Source organism: Streptomyces sp. NPDC005408 (assembly GCF_040606445.1).
Classification (GTDB): Bacteria; Actinomycetota; Actinomycetes; order Streptomycetales; family Streptomycetaceae; genus Streptomyces.
In genome coordinates this window covers 1-15,581 of the sequence record NZ_JBEXEX010000049.1, presented here as the reverse complement: position 1 = coordinate 15,581, position 15,581 = coordinate 1, and the positions used below count along the sequence as shown (strand labels likewise).

Here is a 15,581-nt window from a genome sequence, read left to right as displayed (position 1 = left end):
GTCACGGGCGGCGGCTAGCGTCGTGCCCCGTGGACCGGCGTATGCCGCCGCAATCGCCGCACGGACGTGGGAGGCCGCAGTGATGGAGCAGCAGGAGGCGTCGGACGACGCCGTCATGACCCGGATCGGGCAGGCGATCATGCTGCTGCACGGCGGAGACCGCGAGGAGGCACGCAATCGCTTCGGCGCCCTCTGGTCGGAGATCGGCGAGGCCGGCGAACCGCTCCATCGCTGCACCCTGGCGCACTACATGGCGGACACCCAGGACGACCCCGGTGACGAGCTCGCCTGGGATCTCCGGGCGCTGGCCGCGGCGGAGGGGCTGAGCGAGGAAGGGCTGAGCGAGCAAAGGCTGAGCGAGGAGCAGCCGGCCCGGCGCGAGGCGGGGGTCGCGGTGCGGGCCTTCTACCCCTCGCTCCATCTCAACCTCGCCGCCGACTATGTGAAGCTGCAACGCCCCGAGGCCGCGTGGGTCCACCTCGACCGGGCGCGCGCCGCGACGGATGCCCTGGGGGACGACGGATACGGCAACGGTGTGCGGGCCGCGATCGAGCGGCTGGAGGACCGGCTGCGGGGGGAATGAGGCTCAATTCCCGTGGACCTCCCGGCAGATCCGGGCCTCGGGGCTGCCGGGGCGCCAGCGGCCGTAGCCCTCGCCCAGGGCGCAGACGTCCGGCCGGACGACCGGCGCCGGAGCCGCGGGCTTTACGGGCCTCTCGGGCCGCCCGGGTCTCTCGGGCTTTCGGTGCGGCCGGGCGGGCGGCTCGGCGGCCCCGGGCTCCGGCGGCCGGGGCCTCGGCCGCTCTCCCGGACCAGCCGCGGCAGGGGTGGGTGTCGCCGGGGGCTCAAGGACCTCCCGCGCCGGGCTCTGCACGATCTGCGGCTCCACGACCTGCGCCGGGCGGTCGTTCGGCGGCGGCGGTGGTGGCGCGGGCCGCGGCTCCACAGCCACGCACCCGCTCAGCGCGACACAGCCGGACACGGCCAAGGCGGCCATCCCGGCCAGGACAGTTGTTCTTGTTCGGTGCACCCGCGCAACTCTGCTGTGCGCGGGGCGCGTTCACCGTCGTACCAGCAGACAATGGCCCGCACGGGTGACGCCGAGGGCAGTCGGCCGCCAGGGCCTACTCGCCGAGCAGTCCGCGCAGCAGCTCGGTGAATCCGGTGCGCAGCTCCGCCCGGTCGGGGACGCCCGCGTGGTACGACCCGGCCGCGTCGCAGGAGAACATCAGCCCCTCGCACCAGGCCACCAGCGACAGCGCATGGCGCTCCGGCTCCGGCGAGCCGGCCGCCGCCATCAGGGCGTTGAGCGGGCCGCGGAACCGGCTGCCCGCCGCGTCGTAGAACTCCCGCAGCTCCGGTCGGCGGGTGGCCTCCAGTGCCACCGGGCCTCGTCCTGCGGACCTTCGACACGCATCGCCGACTGGCGGCCGCCACAGCGCACGTATGCTGCCGAAGCACACGACGTGACTGAAGGACAACCGGCACAGCGCCAAGGGAGGCCCCTGTGAAGGTCGGCTGCATCGGGCTCGGCGACATTGCGCAGAAGGCCTATCTGCCCGTGCTCACCACGCTGCCCAGGGTCGAACTGCATCTGCAGACCCGCACCCCCGCCACCCTCGCGCGGATCGCCGAGACCCATCACATCCCGGCCGAACGCTGCCACACCGACCTCGAATCGCTGCTCGCCCAGGGCCTGGACGCCGCCTTCGTACACGCCCCCACTTCCGTGCACGCCGAGATTGTGACCCGGCTACTCACAGCGGGTGTGGCGACCTATGTCGACAAGCCGCTCGCGTACGAACTGGCCGACTCCGAGCGGCTGGTGGCCCTCGGCGAGGCGCGCGGCACCAGCCTGGCCGTGGGCTTCAACCGCCGTCTCGCGCCGGGCTACGCCCAATGCCTGGAGCACCCGCGCGAACTGATCCTGATGCAGAAGAACCGCATCGGCCTCGCCGAGGATCCGCGCACCCTCGTCCTCGACGACTTCATCCATGTCGTCGACACCCTGCGCTTCCTGGCCCCCGGACCGGTCGACCACACCGATGTACGGGCCCGGATCGTCGGCGGTCTGATGCACCACGTCGTGCTGCAACTGTCAGGCGACGGCTTCACCGCCATCGGGACGATGAACCGGATGAGCGGCTCCACCGAGGAGATCCTCGAAGTGTCGGGCCAGGACACCAAGCGCGAGGTCCGCAATCTCGCGGAGGTCGTCGACCACAAGGGGCAGCCGACCGTGCGGCGCCGGGGCGACTGGGTGCCGGTCGCCCGCCAACGCGGTATCGAACAGTCGGTACTGGCATTCGTGGACGCCGTACGCGCCGGGAAGTTCCTCAGTGCGCATGATGCGCTGCGGACTCATGAGCTGTGTGAACGGGTGGTGCTGCGAGCCCTGGAGCAGGTCTCCTGAGCGTGCGCGCTCCCTCGGCGGCGCAGAGCGCGGCAAGGACCGCGAGCGCTCCGTAGACCGGCCAGTCGCCGAACCTGACGTAGAGCGTGGTGTCGCGTGCCAGCGGGACGTCGTAGACGGCGGCGGTGCTGCTGTCCGTGCCGAGCAGTCCGCCGACTCGGCTGCCGTCGGGGCCGTACACCGCGCTGACGCCGGTGAGCGTGGCATGCACGACGGGCCGGCCGCTCTCCGCCGCCCGGAGCGCCGCCAGCGAGGCATGCTGCTCGGGCGCCCAACTCCCCTGGAACGACGAGGTCGCCGACTGGGCGACCAGCAGCTGCGCGCCGTCCCGGGTCAGCCGCCTGCTCATGTCGGGGAACGCCGACTCGAAGCAGACCAGGGGGCCAATACGCAGTCCGCCCGTACCTGTACCGGGCAGCACCATCACCACCGGACGGGTGCCGCGCAGCCGGTCCTCGCCCGCCGCCTTGCCCACCGAGGTCGCCCAGCCCAGCAGCCCACGCGCCGGTACGTACTCCCCGAAGGGGACCAGCCGCATCTTGTCATAGCGATCCCCGGTCGGACCTTGCGGGCCCACCAGGACCGAGCTCTTGAAGATTCCCGACCGGCCTTCGCCGTCCTTGCTCCGGGCGTCGACATTGACCAGCACCTCCGCGCCAACCGCCCGCGAGAGCACGGCGATACGGGCCGCGAGATCGGGGCGCTCGCGCAGATCCGCTCCGACGCTGCTCTCGCCCCAGACCACCAGATCGACGTCCTGACCGGCCAGTTGGCGGGTGAGCTCCTCACTGCGGGCGAAGCGCCGCTCGACGCTGTCGATGCCGTCGACGACACCTGGCTGTACGACGGCGATACGGGCGCGCCCAGTCTGCTCCGGCTGCGGAAGCCAGATCCAGACCGCGGTCGTGGTGAGCGCGCAGATGACCCCGCCGCCCACCGCGGCCGTCCGGGCCTTCGGCACCGCGATCAGCACCGTCACCGCGGTGTTCACCGCCAGCACCAGCAGGCTCACCAGCCAGACGCCGCCCACCGAAGCGAGCCGCAGGGCTGGGGGGACTTCCCACTGGCTCGCCCCGAGCAGCCCCCAGGGGCCGCCCAAACCCTCCCAGGACCGGGCCAGTTCAATCATCAGCCAGCCCGAAGGCACTGCCGCGAGCGCAGCGGCAGCACGCACGGGCGAGGGCGCACCCGACAGCAGCGACCACACCAGCCACCCCCAGGGCGCCCACAGCAGCCCCAGGAGCGCGGCTATCAACACGATGAACACATGCAGGCTCGGGATCAGCCAGTGATGCACGGCGATCATGAAGCCGAGGCCGCCGAGCCAGCCCTCGACCGCCGCCCTGCGGCCCGTCGGCGCGCTCCGGACCAGCAGCATCCACGGCACCAGCGCGACATATGCGAACCACCACAGCGAGGGCTCGGGAAAGGCGAGCACGGGCAGCGCACCGGCCGCCACGGCGGCGACGGCACGCCCGCGCGGATGGGCCGCGAACTGTCTCGCGCGGGCCCCGTCAGGCCGGCCGACCGGAATCCGCATGCAGCGCCTCCTCGTCCGCCTCGCAATGACCGCGAGCAGTGTTGTCCTCTCAGTGTGCGCGTGCGGGATCTGCGGGGCCAGAGCGCCCAGGGGCGTCAGGCGCCGCCGAGCTCTCCCGAGGCCCGCCGCCACTTCTCGTGGATCACCACCGTGCGCAGCCGCCAGCCCGCGTCCGTACGCAGCAGGCCGAAGCTGTACCGGCCGCCGGAGACGAAGTCGTCGCCCGACTCCAGCCGCATCGGGTTCACGTAGTCGGCCTGCACCTCGGCCCGGTCGCCGGGATAGCCGCCGAGGTCCTGGATCTGCAGCCGCCGGTTGACGATCAGGTGCTGGCGGACGGGGAAGAGCCGCATGGTCTCCGCCATCCAGTCGGCGACCTCGGCGGCCGGACCCTCGATCCCGCCCGAGCTGCGGTAGTCCGCGCGCCCCTCGCGGGTGAACAGCGCCCGGTAGGCGCCCCAGTCCGCATCGTCCACCGCCACCGCGTAACTGGTGATCAATTCATCGATGGTCAGCCGGTCCATCACGGTCGCGAGATCCACGCGCTGCGTCATCGGGTCAGTTTCGGGCAGTGAGCGCCCAAGGCCAAGAGCTGTGCACGCCAGTCACCTGCTCTTCACCCGCTCTTGTTCGGCAAACGGTCGATCTCCGCCAGTTCGGCGTCCCGAGGCAGGTTCGGTGTCCCGGGCCATACTGCCCTCATGCGCATCGACTACGACCCAGCCCAGTGCGACCGCGACACCTTCTACCGGCTGCTGACCGCCACCGTCGTCCCCAGGCCCATCGCCTGGGTCTCCACCACATCGGCCGACGGCACGGACAATCTCGCCCCGCACTCCTTCTTCACGATCTCGTGCGTGTCACCGCCCGTCGTGCAGTTCACCTCCGTCGGCCGCAAGGACTCGCTGCGCAATATCGAGGACACCGGGGCCTTCGTGGTCAACTTCGCGCCTGAGCCGCTCTTCGAGCAGATCAACGCGACCGCCACCGACTTTCCGCGCGGCATCAGTGAGTTCGACGCGGTGGGCATCGCCCGTGAGACGAGTCTGCGCGTGAAGCCTCCGCGCGTGGCCGCCTCTCCGGTCGCCCTGGAATGCGAACTGCACAGCACCGTGCGCCTCGGCGACTCGACGGTCGTCTTCGGCCGCGTCGTCCATGCGGCGGTCAGCCAGGAGGTGATGGCGGGCGGCCACCCCGAGGTGACGAAGCTGGCGCCGCTCACCCGGCTCGGCAAGGACGAATGGGGCACGCTCGGCGGCGTACGCGAGATCTCCCGTATCCCGTACGCGCAGTGGCAGGACGGCGCCGACGGCCTGGGCCGCTGAGCACGGCCCGGACCGCCCCTGCCGGGTCTGCCATGGCCGGAGCCGCTACTTCCTGACGGCCCGTAGGACCACGAACTTCGGGTCGCTGGCGACGACTTCGCAGTTGCCGAAGAGGCGGCGCAGCTTCACGTGATACCCGAGGTGGCGGTTGCCGACGACCCACAGCTCGCCCCCGGGCCGCAGGACGCGGCGCGCCCCGCCGAACATCCGGCGGGCCGCCGTGTCCGTCGTCGCCCGGTGCGAATGGAACGGCGGATTGTTCAGCACCAGGTCGACCGTCCCGTCCGCCACTCCGGACAGACCGTCGCCCACCAGGAACTCCGCCTTCGCCTCCGATGCGACGTTCTCCCGGTACGTCGCCTCGGCCGATGCGACCGCGGAGAACGACTCGTCGATGAAGGTCACCGAGGCCTCCGGATTGGCCAGCGCTGTGGCCGTGCCGACCACGCCGTTTCCGCAGCCCAGGTCGACGACCCGGTCGGGACCGTGCCGCTCCGGCAGGCTCCGCAGGAAGAACCGTGTGCCGATGTCGAGGCGCTCGGCGCAGAAGATGCCCGCGTGATTGGTGACGGTCCGGCCCGCGAGCGCGCCCACATCGTCCGGCAGCGCGTAACGCAGCGGCCAGGGGCTGGGCGTGCGCGCGAGACGCGCGTCCGGCGTACAGAAGATGAGCCGCGCCTTCTTCACCGCGAGCGAGGTCCTGGTCGGACCGAGGTTCCGCTCGAACAGCTTCAGCGTGGAGGTGTGGATCTCATTGACCATCCCGGTGCCGACGACGACCGTGTCCGCGTGCACGGCGGGCGCGAGCCGGTGCAACTGGTCCTCCAGCAACGCGAGGCTCTTGGGCACCCGGATCAGCAGTACGTCGATCCGCTCGGGCGGCATGTCCCTGACCGACTGGAGGCGTACCGCGTCCGCGTCGATGCCGTTGCGCGCCAGATTCGCCCGGGTCGCCTCCTGGCCGAGGAAGGAGTCGGTGATCTGTATGGGACGGTGCCCGGCGAGCGAGGTGGTGAGGGCGCCCCAGCGGTCGCCGACGACGACCACTGTGCCGCTCAGGTCCGTGGACTCGGCGTCGTCGGTTCCCTTCAGCTGCCGCAGGAGGTACTCATCGGCGGCGTCCCAGGCGCGGAGGGTGTCGCGCGGGTCCTCGGGGAAGCGGGCGAGCTCGAAGCCGCCCCATGACGTGGTCAAACGGTTCATTGTGCACTCAGGCTAGCCGAGCGCACGATCACTGCGACGCACGGTCACTGCGAGCGCTCCCGGCCCCGTCCCGCCGGACGGTCAGGCGGCGCGCTGTACGTCCACGAGCGCGGCCGCGGCCCACTCCACCACCAGCGCCTCGTACTCCGGGCGCCGGTCGTCGGGCAGCTCGCCGTCCGCCCACAGCTCACGGATCCGGGCATTGAGCTCGGCGGCGGACATCGCGGTTTCTGACTCGCGGGACAAGGGGGACATGCAGACAGGCTAAGGCCTGGGTAGGACACCCGTCAGCCCCGCGACAAAGGGCCTCAGCCGGCCGACTCACCCGCGTGCGGGCTCAGCGCATCCGACCCGACCAGGATGAACAGCAGGATTCCGAGCGCGATGCGGTAGATCACGAACGGCATGAAGCTCTTCGTAGTGATGAACTTCATGAACCAGGCGATCACCGCGTAGCCCACCGCGAAGGCGATGACCGTCGCGAAGGCGGTCTGCGGCCAGTCCACATGCCCGCCCTGGCTCGCGTCCTTGAGCTCGAAGGCGCCCGAGGCGAGCACGGCAGGGATGGCCAGCAGGAACGAGTAGCGAGCCGCCGCTTCGCGGGTGTAGCCCATCAGCAGACCGCCGCTGATGGTGGCGCCCGAGCGCGAGACGCCCGGAATCAGGGCCATGGCCTGGCAGAGGCCGTAGATCAGACCGTCCCTGACGCCCAGCTCCTGCAGCGTCTTGCGCTGCTTGATGGCGCGGTGCTTGCCGCCCGTCTCGTCGCGTGCGGCCAGGCGGTCGGCGATGCCGAGGACGATGCCCATCACGATGAGGGTGGTGGCGATCAGCCGCAGATCACGGAAGGGGCCCTCGATCTGGTCCTTGAACGTGACACCGAGCACACCGATCGGGATCGAGCCAATGATGACGAGCCAGCCCATCTGGGCGTCGTGGTCGCTGCGCAGGGCCTTGTTTGTCAGGGAACGGAACCAGGCGGAAACGATCCGGGCGATGTCCTTGCGGAAGTAGATGAGGACGGCCGTCTCCGTGCCGATCTGGGTGATGGCGGTGAAGGCGGCGCCCGGGTCGTTCCAGCCCGCGAACGCGGCGGTGAGCCGCAGATGCGCGCTGGAGGAGATCGGCAGGAACTCGGTCAGTCCCTGGACGAGCCCGAGGATGAATGATTCGAACCAAGACATCGAAAACTACGCCACCCAAGAAATGATCACGGTCTGACGGCGCGCGCGTTCCCGATCATGCGCCAGTTCTGAGGAAGCGTAGCGTCCCCGGATCGAGGCGAATGTCGCAGCCCCTGTCAGCACAGGTAGCGGGCGACCCGGCTTGCTCAACTCCCGCCCGGCGCCTGCCGGGTGGGCAGTGCCGCATCGTCGACGGCGTATGCCGGACGGGCCTCCCGCAGCCGGTGCCGCTTGCGCCAGGCGATCCAGGCCGCGGCCATCCCCGTCACCACGATGAAGCCCATCGCGATCAGAAAGGCGGGGGACGTCGGTGAGCCCGCCCGGCTGCCCGCGACCACATAGGCCGCCGTGTTCGGGACCGAGCCGAGCGCGGTCGCCAGCAGAAAAGGCACATAGCCCATACGTGAGACGGCGGCGCAGTAGTTCGCCGCGGCGAACGGCACACCCGGGAAGAGCCGCAGCGCCAGCATCGAGCGGAAGCCGTGCCTGCTCAGCTGGGTGTCGGCCGCCTTCAGCCAGCGGCCCCTCAGCAGCGGCCGCAGCGCACCCTGGCCGAGGAGACGCCCCAAGGCGAAGGAGATGCCCGCGCCCAGCACCGTCCCTGCGAGCGCCGAGACAAACCCGGCCTGGGAGCCGAAGAGCGCGCCCGCTGCCAGATTGAGCAGCGGCCGCGGTACGAAAGCCGCGGTGCACGCCCCGTACGCGACACCGAACAGCACCACCGCCGCCGCTCCGCTCAGCTGCGCCGGCCAGCCTGCCGAGAGCAGCCGCTGCGGCTCGTAGAGGACCACCATCACCGCCGCGGCAGCCAGCATCGCCAGGAGCAGCGACAGCCGCGACCACGGCGAGAACAGCGCCCGGGTGCAGCGCACGGCTAGGCCCGAGGCGGGCCGGGGGACGGGGTCGAGCATCCGGGGAGACTAACCGACAACTGGGTGTGATCGCCGTAATGTGGGCGGCATGACCCCGGTCAAGCCCCCGGCCGTCCCGCGCAGCGAGCTCGCCGACGCCGTCCTTCAGCGGCTCACCGCCGTCTATCCCACCGGCGCCGACGCGACCAGGGCCGAGGGAGCCGGCGCGTACATGAAGGGCATCGCGCCCTTCCTCGGGCTGTACACCGCAGCCCGCCGCGAGCTCTCCCGCACCGTCCTCGAAGGCACCACTGCCCCCGACGAAGCCGACTGCACGGCGATCGCCCTGCGCTGCTGGGCGCTGCCCGAGCGCGAATACCACTACTTCGCCGTCGACTATCTGCGCCGCCATGTGAAGCGCTGCTCCTCCGGCTTCCTTCCGGTCGTGCGCCATCTCGTCGTCACACTCTCCTGGTGGGACACCGTCGACGCGCTCGCCTCACACGTCGTCGGCCCGCTCGTGACCGCCGATCCCAGGCTGAAATCCGTCATGGACAGCTGGATCGAGGACGACGATCTGTGGGTCGCGCGCACCGCGCTGCTCCACCAGCTCCGCCACAAGGACGCGACCGACACCGGGCGGCTCTTCGCCTACTGCCTGCGCCGCGCCGACCACCCCGACTTCTTCATCCGCAAGGCGATCGGCTGGTGCCTGCGCGAGTACGCCAAGTCCGATCCGGACGCGGTACGCGAGTTCGTCGAGCGGCACCGGGACCGGCTCGCGCCGCTGTCCGTACGCGAAGCGCTCAAGAATCTGTGAGCTGCTGAACTCCCGCACAGGGAAAACCATTCGACGCGGCGAAGCGCCCTGAGCGATCATCGTCGACATGTTCCGGTACGCCTTCCTCGCAGCGCCGTCCGCAGTCGCGGACGCGCCGAAGGCTGCCGCATTCCCCGCAGCGGCCGCAGCCGCCGCTGCCGCAGCGCCCCTCGACGGCGCCCGAAGCTGACCCTTCCCGGATCGTCCGGCGGACCCCACAGGGGGAGGGTCGGCAAGGCCCAGGGGTCCCATTCACGCTTCGAGTTCCGAGGAAACCGAGGACAACAGCCATGCCCAAGACGGCATACGTGCGCACCAAGCCGCACCTCAACATCGGCACCATGGGCCATGTCGACCACGGCAAGACCACTCTCACCGCAGCCATCACCAAGGTTCTCAGCGAGCGCACCGGCAGCGGTACCTCCTACGTTTCGTTCGACCGCATCGACCGGGCGCCCGAGGAGGCGCTGCGCGGCATCACCATCAACATCGCGCACGTCGAGTACGAGACCGACACCCGGCATTACGCGCATGTGGACATGCCGGGCCATGCCGACTACGTCAAGAACATGGTCACCGGAGCCGCGCAGCTCGACGGGGCGATCCTCGTCGTCTCCGCGCTCGACGGGGTCATGCCGCAGACCGCCGAGCACGTCCTGCTCGCCCGCCAGGTGGGCGTCGACCACATCGTCGTCGCCCTCAACAAGGCGGACGCGGGCGACGACGAGCTCACCGACCTGGTGGAGCTTGAGGTCCGCGAGCTGCTGACCTCCCACGGGTACGGCGGTGACGCCGCACCGGTCGTGCGCGTCTCGGGACTCAGGGCGCTGGAGGGCGACCCACGCTGGGCGGCCGCCATCGAGGCGCTCCTCGACGCCGTCGACACCTATGTGCCGATGCCCGTCAGGTACACGGACGCGCCGTTCCTGCTCCCGGTGGAGAACGTGCTCACCATCACCGGGCGCGGCACGGTCGTCACCGGCGCCGTCGAGCGCGGCACCGTCCGCGTCGGCGACCGGGTGCAGGTGCTCGGCGCGGACACCGAGACGGTCGTCACCGGCTTGGAGACCTTCGGCAAGCCGATGGAGTCCGCGGAGGCCGGTGACAATGTCGCCCTGCTGCTGCGTGGCATGGCGCGCGACGCTGTGCGCCGCGGCCATGTGGTGGCGGCGCCCGGCAGCGTCGTGCCGAGCAGGCGCTTCACCGCCCAGGTGTATGTGCTCTCGGGCCGCGAGGGCGGCCGTACTACTCCGGTCTCCACCGGCTACCGGCCGCAGTTCTACATCCGCACCGCGGACGTCGTCGGCGACATCGACCTCGGTGAGGCGGCGGTCGCGCGGCCCGGCGACACGGTCACCATGACCGTCGAGCTGGGACGTGACATCCCGCTGGAGCCCGGTCTCGGCTTCGCGATCCGGGAGGGCGGTCGCACGGTCGGCGCCGGAACGGTGACCGAGCTGGTGTGATCCAGGGCCCGCTTCCCGCACCTCGCGGGAGGCGGGCCCGCAATCATGCGCGACACTGATTCCCATGGCTGACACGGCAGTTGTACTCGGCTCAGGCGGAATCACCGGGGTGGGCTGGGAGATCGGCATCCTGCACGGACTCGCCGAAGCGGGAGTGGATCTGACCTCCGCCTCCCTCGTCGTCGGCAGCTCGGCGGGCGCCGTCGTCGCCGCCCAGCTCACCTCCGGGAAGCTGAGCCTCGCCGAGCTGTACCAGAGGCAACTCGCCGCTCACGAAGGCGAGATCGCGGCCCGCTTCGGTCTCCCGACGATGCTGAGGTATGTACGGGGGATCGCCATGTCCCGTACGCCCGAGGAGTACGGACGCAGGCTCGGCCGGCTGGCACTCGCCACCGACACCGTCGACGAGGCCCAACGGCGCAAGGTGATCGCCGGGCGGCTTGCTTCGGCCGAATGGCCCGAGCGGCAGCTGCTCGTCACCGCGGTCGACGCGCTGACGGGCGAGTTGAAGGCCTACGGGAAGGACAGCGGTGTTCCGCTCGTGGACGCCGTCGCCGCCAGTTGCGCGGTCCCCGGCGTCTGGCCGCCGGTCACCATCGAGGGCCGCAAGTGGATCGACGGGGGAGTGCACACCACGGCCAACGCCCACCTCGCCGCCGGATACGAGCGAGTGGTCGTCATCGCGCCGATCGCCTCCGGTACCAAGACGATCCCCTCGCCCCGGGCCCAGGCGGCACAGCTCGCGGCCGGGGGAGCCCGGGTCGAGGTCATCACCCCGGACGCCGCAGCGAAGAAGGCATTCGGCCGTAACGTTCTCGACCCCGCCCGGCGGGCCCCCGCCGCCCGCGCCGGGCTGGCCCAGGCCGCCGCGCACGCCGAGGCGGTCGCCGCGGTATGGGCACAATGAGACGGTGAACGAGCAGATACCCGTCATCCGCCAGGTCGACGGGGGCACCGCCAAGCTGATGCCCGACATCGACCGGGAGCGGGCCTGGCTGCTGACCGTGGACGGCGCGCCCCAGTCCTATGTCGACCTGGACGCGCCCACATATCTGGAGTTCGAGTACGCGCAGCGCCTCGGCCATGTCGTCGACTGCGCCGCGGACGAAGGTGTCCCGCTCGACCTTCTCCACCTGGGCGGCGGGGCGCTGACCCTGCCGCGCTATGCGGCAGCGACCCGGCCGGGCTCGCGCCAGGACGTCGTGGAGGCGGACCGCGGACTGCTGGCGCTGGTCGCCGAGCAGCTGCCGCTGCCCGAGGGATCAGGCATCGAGGTGCACGGAGCAGACGCCCGCGCCTGGGTCGAAGCGGCCCCCGCGGACTCCGTGGACCTGCTGATCGCGGACGTCTTCGGCGGCTCGCGGGTACCCGCCCATCTCACCTCGGTCGAGTACGCGCGGGCGGCCGAACGCGTCCTGCGGCCCGGCGGGATCTACGCCGCCAATCTCGCCGACGGCGCGCCCTTCGCCTTCCTCCGCTCCCAACTGGCCACGTTCGCGGAGGTGTTCGGGGAGCTCGCGCTGATCGCCGAACCCTCCGTGCTGCGCGGGCGGCGCTTCGGCAACGCGCTGCTGCTCGCCTCGCACACCCCCATCGACACGGCGGCCCTCACCCGCCGCACCTCCGCCGATCCCTTCCCGGCGCGAGTCGAGCACGGCCCGTCGCTGACCCGGCTCATCGGGGACGCGACGGCGGTACGGGACGTGGACGCGGTGGCGTCACCCGAGCCGCCCGACGGCGCTTTCAGCATCGGCTGAGACAGCGGCATCGGCTGAGACAGCAGTCGGGGCCGCCGCCACCTGCTTCGTACGACGGGTCAGGTTCCGTACGTCGGGGACGAGCAGCACGGCGGCGGTGACCACAATGACGAGCGCCGCGCAGCCCCACAGCGACTCGCGCCGTCCGAACAGGCCCTCCGCCGGACCGGCGAGCGCGGTGGCCAGCGGAAGCATCGCGACCGAGCCGAACCAGTCGTACGCCGAGACCCGGGAGAGCTTGTCCTCCGGAATCTCCTGGTGCAGGGCCGTCATCCACGCCACACCGAACACCTCGATCGCCAGTCCGCTGACCAGCATCACCGCGGCGAGCCCCGCCGCAGGCAGCGGTACGGCGAGCGCGGCCGACGGCGCGGCCAGCGGGAAGACGCACAGCGTCCCGGCGAGCAGCATCCGCCGGGGCTTCCAGCGCATCATCAGCAGCGCCCCGCCGATCGTGCCCACACCGAACGCGGCGAGCGCCACGCCCCAGGGGCCCGCGCCGCCCAGCTCGTCCCGGGCGACCAGCGGTCCGTAGACCGACTCGGCCGCGCCGACGACAGCGACGACCACCGAGAACTGGGCGACGATGCCCCAGAGCCACGGCCGGCTGCTGAACTCCTTCCAGCCCTCCCGCAGATCGGACAGCAGACCGCCGCCGGGCTCGCGTTCGCGGATGTGGCCGACGTCGAGGAAGGCACGCAACGCACCCGCGACTGCGAAGGCCGCGGCGTCCAGGGCGAGTACCCAGCCGGGACCGACCGCCGCGATCAGCGCGCCGCCGAGTGCGGCTCCGCCGATGGCCGCGCCGTGCATCGCCATCCGGAAGAGCGCGAAGGCCCGGCTGACCTGTTCGCCACTGACGCTGGACATGAGCATGCCCTCGGCGGCCGGGTTGAAGAACGCCTGGCCGGTGCCGCACAGCGCGCTCAGCAGCATCATCTGCCACAGCCGCGGATCCCCGGCCAGGACGAGTACCGCGAAGACCGCCTGCGAGACGCAGTTGAGCGCATTGGCGGCGACCATTACCCGATGCCGCGGCAGCCGGTCGGCGATCGCGCCGCCGATCAGCAGAAACAGGACGAGGGGGAGGGTGCGCGCCGCCACCACCAGCCCGACGTCGCCGCCGTCCCCGCCGGACTGCAGAACCGCGAACGCCGCCGCGATCATCGCACCGTGGGTGCCCAGGCTCGTGACGATCGCGGCGGCGGTCAGCAGGGTGTAGTTGCGTCCGGCCCATTCCGGGCGGCGTGCCAGGCGGCGGGGAGAGGTGGCTGGAGAGGTCACCTCGGGACTATCCCCGCTGCCCGGCCGCATTGCCAAACGGATTAGTCGGTGGGCGTTCCCGCGAGCCGCACCGTGCTGAGGATCTGCGCGATGGTCGCGTCCGGGACCTCGTCCTTGACGCCGGTGTTGGCGTACAGGACCCAGCTCGCGAAGTCACCCTTGCTGTTCTTGAAGGTGAACGCGATCGACTTGCCGTCGGACATGCACTGGTTGGTCTTCTTGACGCCGAGAGCGGTGGCCGTGGCGACGCTTCCGGTGAGCCCGGACTTGGTGGTGTACGGCTTGGCCTTGGTGATCTTGACCGTGCCCTTGGGCTCCTTCTGCGCGTATCCCGCCCAGACCCAGTTGCCCGCCTCGTTGTAGGCACCGGTGGCTGTGTCGGTCGCGCCCTTGCCGCCCTTGGTGCCGGTCGTGCTCAGGCCCCACTGCTCGGGCTTGCCGTCCTTGTCGGTGTCGAACGTGCACCACTTGGACTTGTAGTGGGCCGGGGCCGACATGACGACGACGGGCGAACCGTCACCCTTCTTCTCGTCCTCGAAGAAGGTGCTCATGCTGGAGCCGGCGACCTCCCAGGTGGGCGGGACGTCGAACTGCGTACCGCGCTTGGGGTTGGTGACGACCTTCCAGCCTGCGATGAGCGGCTTGGCGTCCTCGCCGCCGCGCGGGTTCTCGGTCGGCGCCGCGGGTGCCTGGCTGGGCTTCTTCGTGGCGGGCGTCTTCGAGGCGCTGACCTTGCTGCCCTCGTCGCCGGTGCCCTTGCCGTCGTCCTTCAGCACGATGACGCCGGTGACGACCGCGGCCGCCACGACCGCCGTGGCCGCGACGATCGCGACGATGGTCGTCTTCTTCTTGTCGTCCTGCGGCGGCTGGGGCGCACCGGGCGGCTGCCCGGGCACGGCGTACTGCGGCGCCGTCGGCTGCTGGTACGGATTGGGCTGCTGGTAACCAGGTTGCTGGTACCCCGGCTGCTGATGTCCCGGCTGCTGATAGGGATTCGGCTGTTGGTACCCCGGCTGCTGGTACGGGTTCTGGTCCTGCGGGTTCTGCTCGCCCCCGGGCGGCTGCTGTCCTGGCCACATGGCGAGTAACGATAGAGGTGCGGCGCCACAGGTGCTACGTCCGCCCCCACGCAGGGGATGGCCAAGTCGGCTACTCGTGGGTAACATCGCGTCCCATGAGCGCTGATCAGATGTCCGTCGGCGAGATGCTCGCCGCCACAGTCCCCATGGCCCGGACCCTCAACCTGGAGTTCGTGGAGACCACCGCCGAGCGTGCTGTCGTCCGTATGCCGGACCAGTCCGACTTCCACAACCACGTCGGCGGGCCGCACGCCGGGGCGATGTTCACGCTCGCCGAGACCGCGAGCGGCGCCATCGTCATCGCCGCCTTCGGCGACCAGATGACGCGCGCCGTACCGCTCGCCGTCAAGGCGGAAATCGGCTACAAGAAGCTGGCGATGGGCGTCGTCACCGCGACCGCCACCCTGGGCCGCCCGATCGCGGACGTCGTCGCGGAACTGGACGCGGGAGAGCGTCCGGAGTTCCCCGTCGAGATCGCCATCCAGCGCGCGGACGGCGCGGTGACCGGCGAGATGACCATCGTGTGGACCCTGCGCCCCAACGCCTGACCGCACTGCCTGAGCGCCCGGGGTAGGCTGCCCGGCGTGGCGCGGTCCAGCGGTTTGGCGTTCAGCTCGTCGCGGAGGAGTCTCTCGTATTCCCCGCAGCGAGCACATCGG

The 15,581-nt window shown here is 70.9% G+C and carries 18 protein-coding genes and 1 pseudogene; 9 read left to right on the top strand and 10 right to left on the bottom strand.

The window, feature by feature from the left end; translation table 11 throughout:
• The first annotated feature begins 79 nt into the window (after nt 1–79).
• On the top strand, nt 80–583 hold the full coding sequence (locus ABZS64_RS31435) for a hypothetical protein (protein ID WP_355837149.1): 504 nt from the start codon (nt 80–82) through the stop codon (nt 581–583).
• Nucleotides 584–586: 3 nt separating this feature from the next.
• Here ABZS64_RS31435 and ABZS64_RS31430 read toward each other — a convergent pair whose 3' ends face one another.
• Together ABZS64_RS31430 and ABZS64_RS31425 are read right to left on the bottom strand one after the other, a co-directional pair.
• Complete coding sequence (locus ABZS64_RS31430; RefSeq protein WP_355837076.1) at nt 587–997, bottom strand: hypothetical protein; 411 nt, start codon at nt 995–997, stop codon at nt 587–589.
• Nucleotides 998–1,124: 127 nt separating this feature from the next.
• Nucleotides 1,125–1,385: pseudogene (locus ABZS64_RS31425) on the bottom strand (TetR/AcrR family transcriptional regulator); the annotation flags it as partial.
• A gap of 122 nt (nt 1,386–1,507) precedes the next feature.
• Here ABZS64_RS31425 and ABZS64_RS31420 point away from each other — a divergent pair.
• Nucleotides 1,508–2,413: a Gfo/Idh/MocA family oxidoreductase gene (locus ABZS64_RS31420; RefSeq protein WP_355837074.1), complete on the top strand. Its 906-nt coding sequence runs from the start codon at nt 1,508–1,510 to the stop codon at nt 2,411–2,413.
• Here the strand turns inward: ABZS64_RS31420 and lnt are convergent.
• A complete protein-coding gene (gene lnt / locus ABZS64_RS31415) occupies nt 2,337–3,953 on the bottom strand; it encodes an apolipoprotein N-acyltransferase (RefSeq protein WP_355837072.1) in 1,617 nt (538 codons plus the stop codon). The two genes, ABZS64_RS31420 and lnt, sit on opposite strands and share 77 nt — an antisense overlap.
• A gap of 95 nt (nt 3,954–4,048) precedes the next feature.
• The gene (locus ABZS64_RS31410) at nt 4,049–4,507 is read right to left on the bottom strand and encodes a nuclear transport factor 2 family protein (RefSeq protein WP_355837070.1); all 459 of its coding nucleotides are present in this window, start codon (nt 4,505–4,507) and stop codon (nt 4,049–4,051) included.
• 147 nt (nt 4,508–4,654) lie between these two features.
• On the opposite strand from ABZS64_RS31410, the gene ABZS64_RS31405 reads away from it, so the two are divergent.
• Nucleotides 4,655–5,278, top strand: coding sequence for a flavin reductase family protein (locus ABZS64_RS31405; protein WP_355837069.1), 624 nt, complete (start codon nt 4,655–4,657; stop codon nt 5,276–5,278).
• Nucleotides 5,279–5,323: 45 nt separating this feature from the next.
• On the opposite strand, the gene ABZS64_RS31400 is transcribed toward ABZS64_RS31405, so the two are convergent.
• The 4 genes from ABZS64_RS31400 to ABZS64_RS31385 all read right to left on the bottom strand — a co-directional run bounded on the left by ABZS64_RS31400 (nt 5,324) and on the right by ABZS64_RS31385 (nt 8,576).
• Nucleotides 5,324–6,481: a methyltransferase gene (locus ABZS64_RS31400; RefSeq protein ID WP_355837067.1), complete on the bottom strand. Its 1,158-nt coding sequence runs from the start codon at nt 6,479–6,481 to the stop codon at nt 5,324–5,326.
• Nucleotides 6,482–6,562: 81 nt separating this feature from the next.
• A complete protein-coding gene (locus tag ABZS64_RS31395; RefSeq protein ID WP_355837066.1) occupies nt 6,563–6,736 on the bottom strand; it encodes a hypothetical protein in 174 nt (57 codons plus the stop codon).
• A 53-nt stretch (nt 6,737–6,789) separates the two neighbouring features.
• Complete coding sequence (locus tag ABZS64_RS31390; RefSeq protein WP_355837064.1) at nt 6,790–7,665, bottom strand: undecaprenyl-diphosphate phosphatase; 876 nt, start codon at nt 7,663–7,665, stop codon at nt 6,790–6,792.
• Between the two features lie 146 nt (nt 7,666–7,811).
• Complete coding sequence (locus tag ABZS64_RS31385; protein ID WP_355837063.1) at nt 7,812–8,576, bottom strand: TVP38/TMEM64 family protein; 765 nt, start codon at nt 8,574–8,576, stop codon at nt 7,812–7,814.
• A gap of 49 nt (nt 8,577–8,625) precedes the next feature.
• Between ABZS64_RS31385 and ABZS64_RS31380 the strand changes: the two genes are divergently transcribed.
• The 5 genes from ABZS64_RS31380 (at nt 8,626) to ABZS64_RS31360 (ending at nt 12,559) form a co-directional block, all read left to right on the top strand.
• On the top strand, nt 8,626–9,336 hold the full coding sequence (locus ABZS64_RS31380; protein WP_355837061.1) for a DNA alkylation repair protein: 711 nt from the start codon (nt 8,626–8,628) through the stop codon (nt 9,334–9,336).
• A gap of 67 nt (nt 9,337–9,403) precedes the next feature.
• Nucleotides 9,404–9,526 (top strand): hypothetical protein, encoded by a 123-nt coding sequence (locus ABZS64_RS31375; RefSeq protein ID WP_324983621.1) that lies wholly within the window; start codon nt 9,404–9,406, stop codon nt 9,524–9,526.
• 100 nt (nt 9,527–9,626) lie between these two features.
• On the top strand, nt 9,627–10,802 hold the full coding sequence (gene tuf / locus ABZS64_RS31370; RefSeq protein WP_355837059.1) for an elongation factor Tu: 1,176 nt from the start codon (nt 9,627–9,629) through the stop codon (nt 10,800–10,802).
• Nucleotides 10,803–10,866: 64 nt separating this feature from the next.
• Nucleotides 10,867–11,709, top strand: a complete 843-nt coding sequence (locus ABZS64_RS31365; RefSeq protein ID WP_355837057.1) for a patatin-like phospholipase family protein — start codon at nt 10,867–10,869, stop codon at nt 11,707–11,709.
• A 4-nt stretch (nt 11,710–11,713) separates the two neighbouring features.
• Nucleotides 11,714–12,559, top strand: a complete 846-nt coding sequence (locus ABZS64_RS31360; protein WP_355837055.1) for a fused MFS/spermidine synthase — start codon at nt 11,714–11,716, stop codon at nt 12,557–12,559.
• Here ABZS64_RS31360 and ABZS64_RS31355 read toward each other — a convergent pair.
• Both ABZS64_RS31355 and ABZS64_RS31350 read right to left on the bottom strand, forming a co-directional pair.
• Nucleotides 12,521–13,843, bottom strand: a complete 1,323-nt coding sequence (locus ABZS64_RS31355) for an MFS transporter (RefSeq protein ID WP_355837053.1) — start codon at nt 13,841–13,843, stop codon at nt 12,521–12,523. The two genes, ABZS64_RS31360 and ABZS64_RS31355, sit on opposite strands and share 39 nt — an antisense overlap.
• Before the next feature lie 41 nt (nt 13,844–13,884).
• Nucleotides 13,885–14,922 (bottom strand): hypothetical protein, encoded by a 1,038-nt coding sequence (locus ABZS64_RS31350; protein ID WP_355837051.1) that lies wholly within the window; start codon nt 14,920–14,922, stop codon nt 13,885–13,887.
• A 110-nt stretch (nt 14,923–15,032) separates the two neighbouring features.
• Between ABZS64_RS31350 and ABZS64_RS31345 the strand changes: the two genes are divergently transcribed.
• Nucleotides 15,033–15,470 carry a DUF4442 domain-containing protein gene (locus tag ABZS64_RS31345; RefSeq protein ID WP_355837147.1) on the top strand — a complete coding sequence of 146 codons (438 nt, stop codon included), beginning with the start codon at nt 15,033–15,035 and terminating at the stop codon, nt 15,468–15,470.
• The last annotated feature ends 111 nt before the right edge of the window (nt 15,471–15,581 follow it).

Excerpts from the sequence above, each read along its gene's own strand:
- ABZS64_RS31430 (WP_355837076.1), bottom strand. The coding sequence starts at position 997 with ATGGCCGCCTTGGCCGTGTCCGGCTGTGTCGCGCTGAGCGGGTGCGTG.
- lnt (WP_355837072.1), bottom strand. The coding sequence starts at position 3,953 with ATGCGGATTCCGGTCGGCCGGCCTGACGGGGCCCGCGCGAGACAGTTC.
- ABZS64_RS31410 (WP_355837070.1), bottom strand. The coding sequence starts at position 4,507 with ATGACGCAGCGCGTGGATCTCGCGACCGTGATGGACCGGCTGACCATC.
- ABZS64_RS31405 (WP_355837069.1), top strand. The coding sequence starts at position 4,655 with ATGCGCATCGACTACGACCCAGCCCAGTGCGACCGCGACACCTTCTAC.
- ABZS64_RS31400 (WP_355837067.1), bottom strand. The coding sequence starts at position 6,481 with ATGAACCGTTTGACCACGTCATGGGGCGGCTTCGAGCTCGCCCGCTTC.
- ABZS64_RS31395 (WP_355837066.1), bottom strand. The coding sequence starts at position 6,736 with ATGTCCCCCTTGTCCCGCGAGTCAGAAACCGCGATGTCCGCCGCCGAG.
- ABZS64_RS31390 (WP_355837064.1), bottom strand. The coding sequence starts at position 7,665 with ATGTCTTGGTTCGAATCATTCATCCTCGGGCTCGTCCAGGGACTGACC.
- ABZS64_RS31385 (WP_355837063.1), bottom strand. The coding sequence starts at position 8,576 with ATGCTCGACCCCGTCCCCCGGCCCGCCTCGGGCCTAGCCGTGCGCTGC.
- ABZS64_RS31380 (WP_355837061.1), top strand. The coding sequence starts at position 8,626 with ATGACCCCGGTCAAGCCCCCGGCCGTCCCGCGCAGCGAGCTCGCCGAC.
- ABZS64_RS31375 (WP_324983621.1), top strand. The coding sequence starts at position 9,404 with ATGTTCCGGTACGCCTTCCTCGCAGCGCCGTCCGCAGTCGCGGACGCG.
- tuf (WP_355837059.1), top strand. The coding sequence starts at position 9,627 with ATGCCCAAGACGGCATACGTGCGCACCAAGCCGCACCTCAACATCGGC.
- ABZS64_RS31365 (WP_355837057.1), top strand. The coding sequence starts at position 10,867 with ATGGCTGACACGGCAGTTGTACTCGGCTCAGGCGGAATCACCGGGGTG.
- ABZS64_RS31350 (WP_355837051.1), bottom strand. The coding sequence starts at position 14,922 with ATGTGGCCAGGACAGCAGCCGCCCGGGGGCGAGCAGAACCCGCAGGAC.
- ABZS64_RS31345 (WP_355837147.1), top strand. The coding sequence starts at position 15,033 with ATGTCCGTCGGCGAGATGCTCGCCGCCACAGTCCCCATGGCCCGGACC.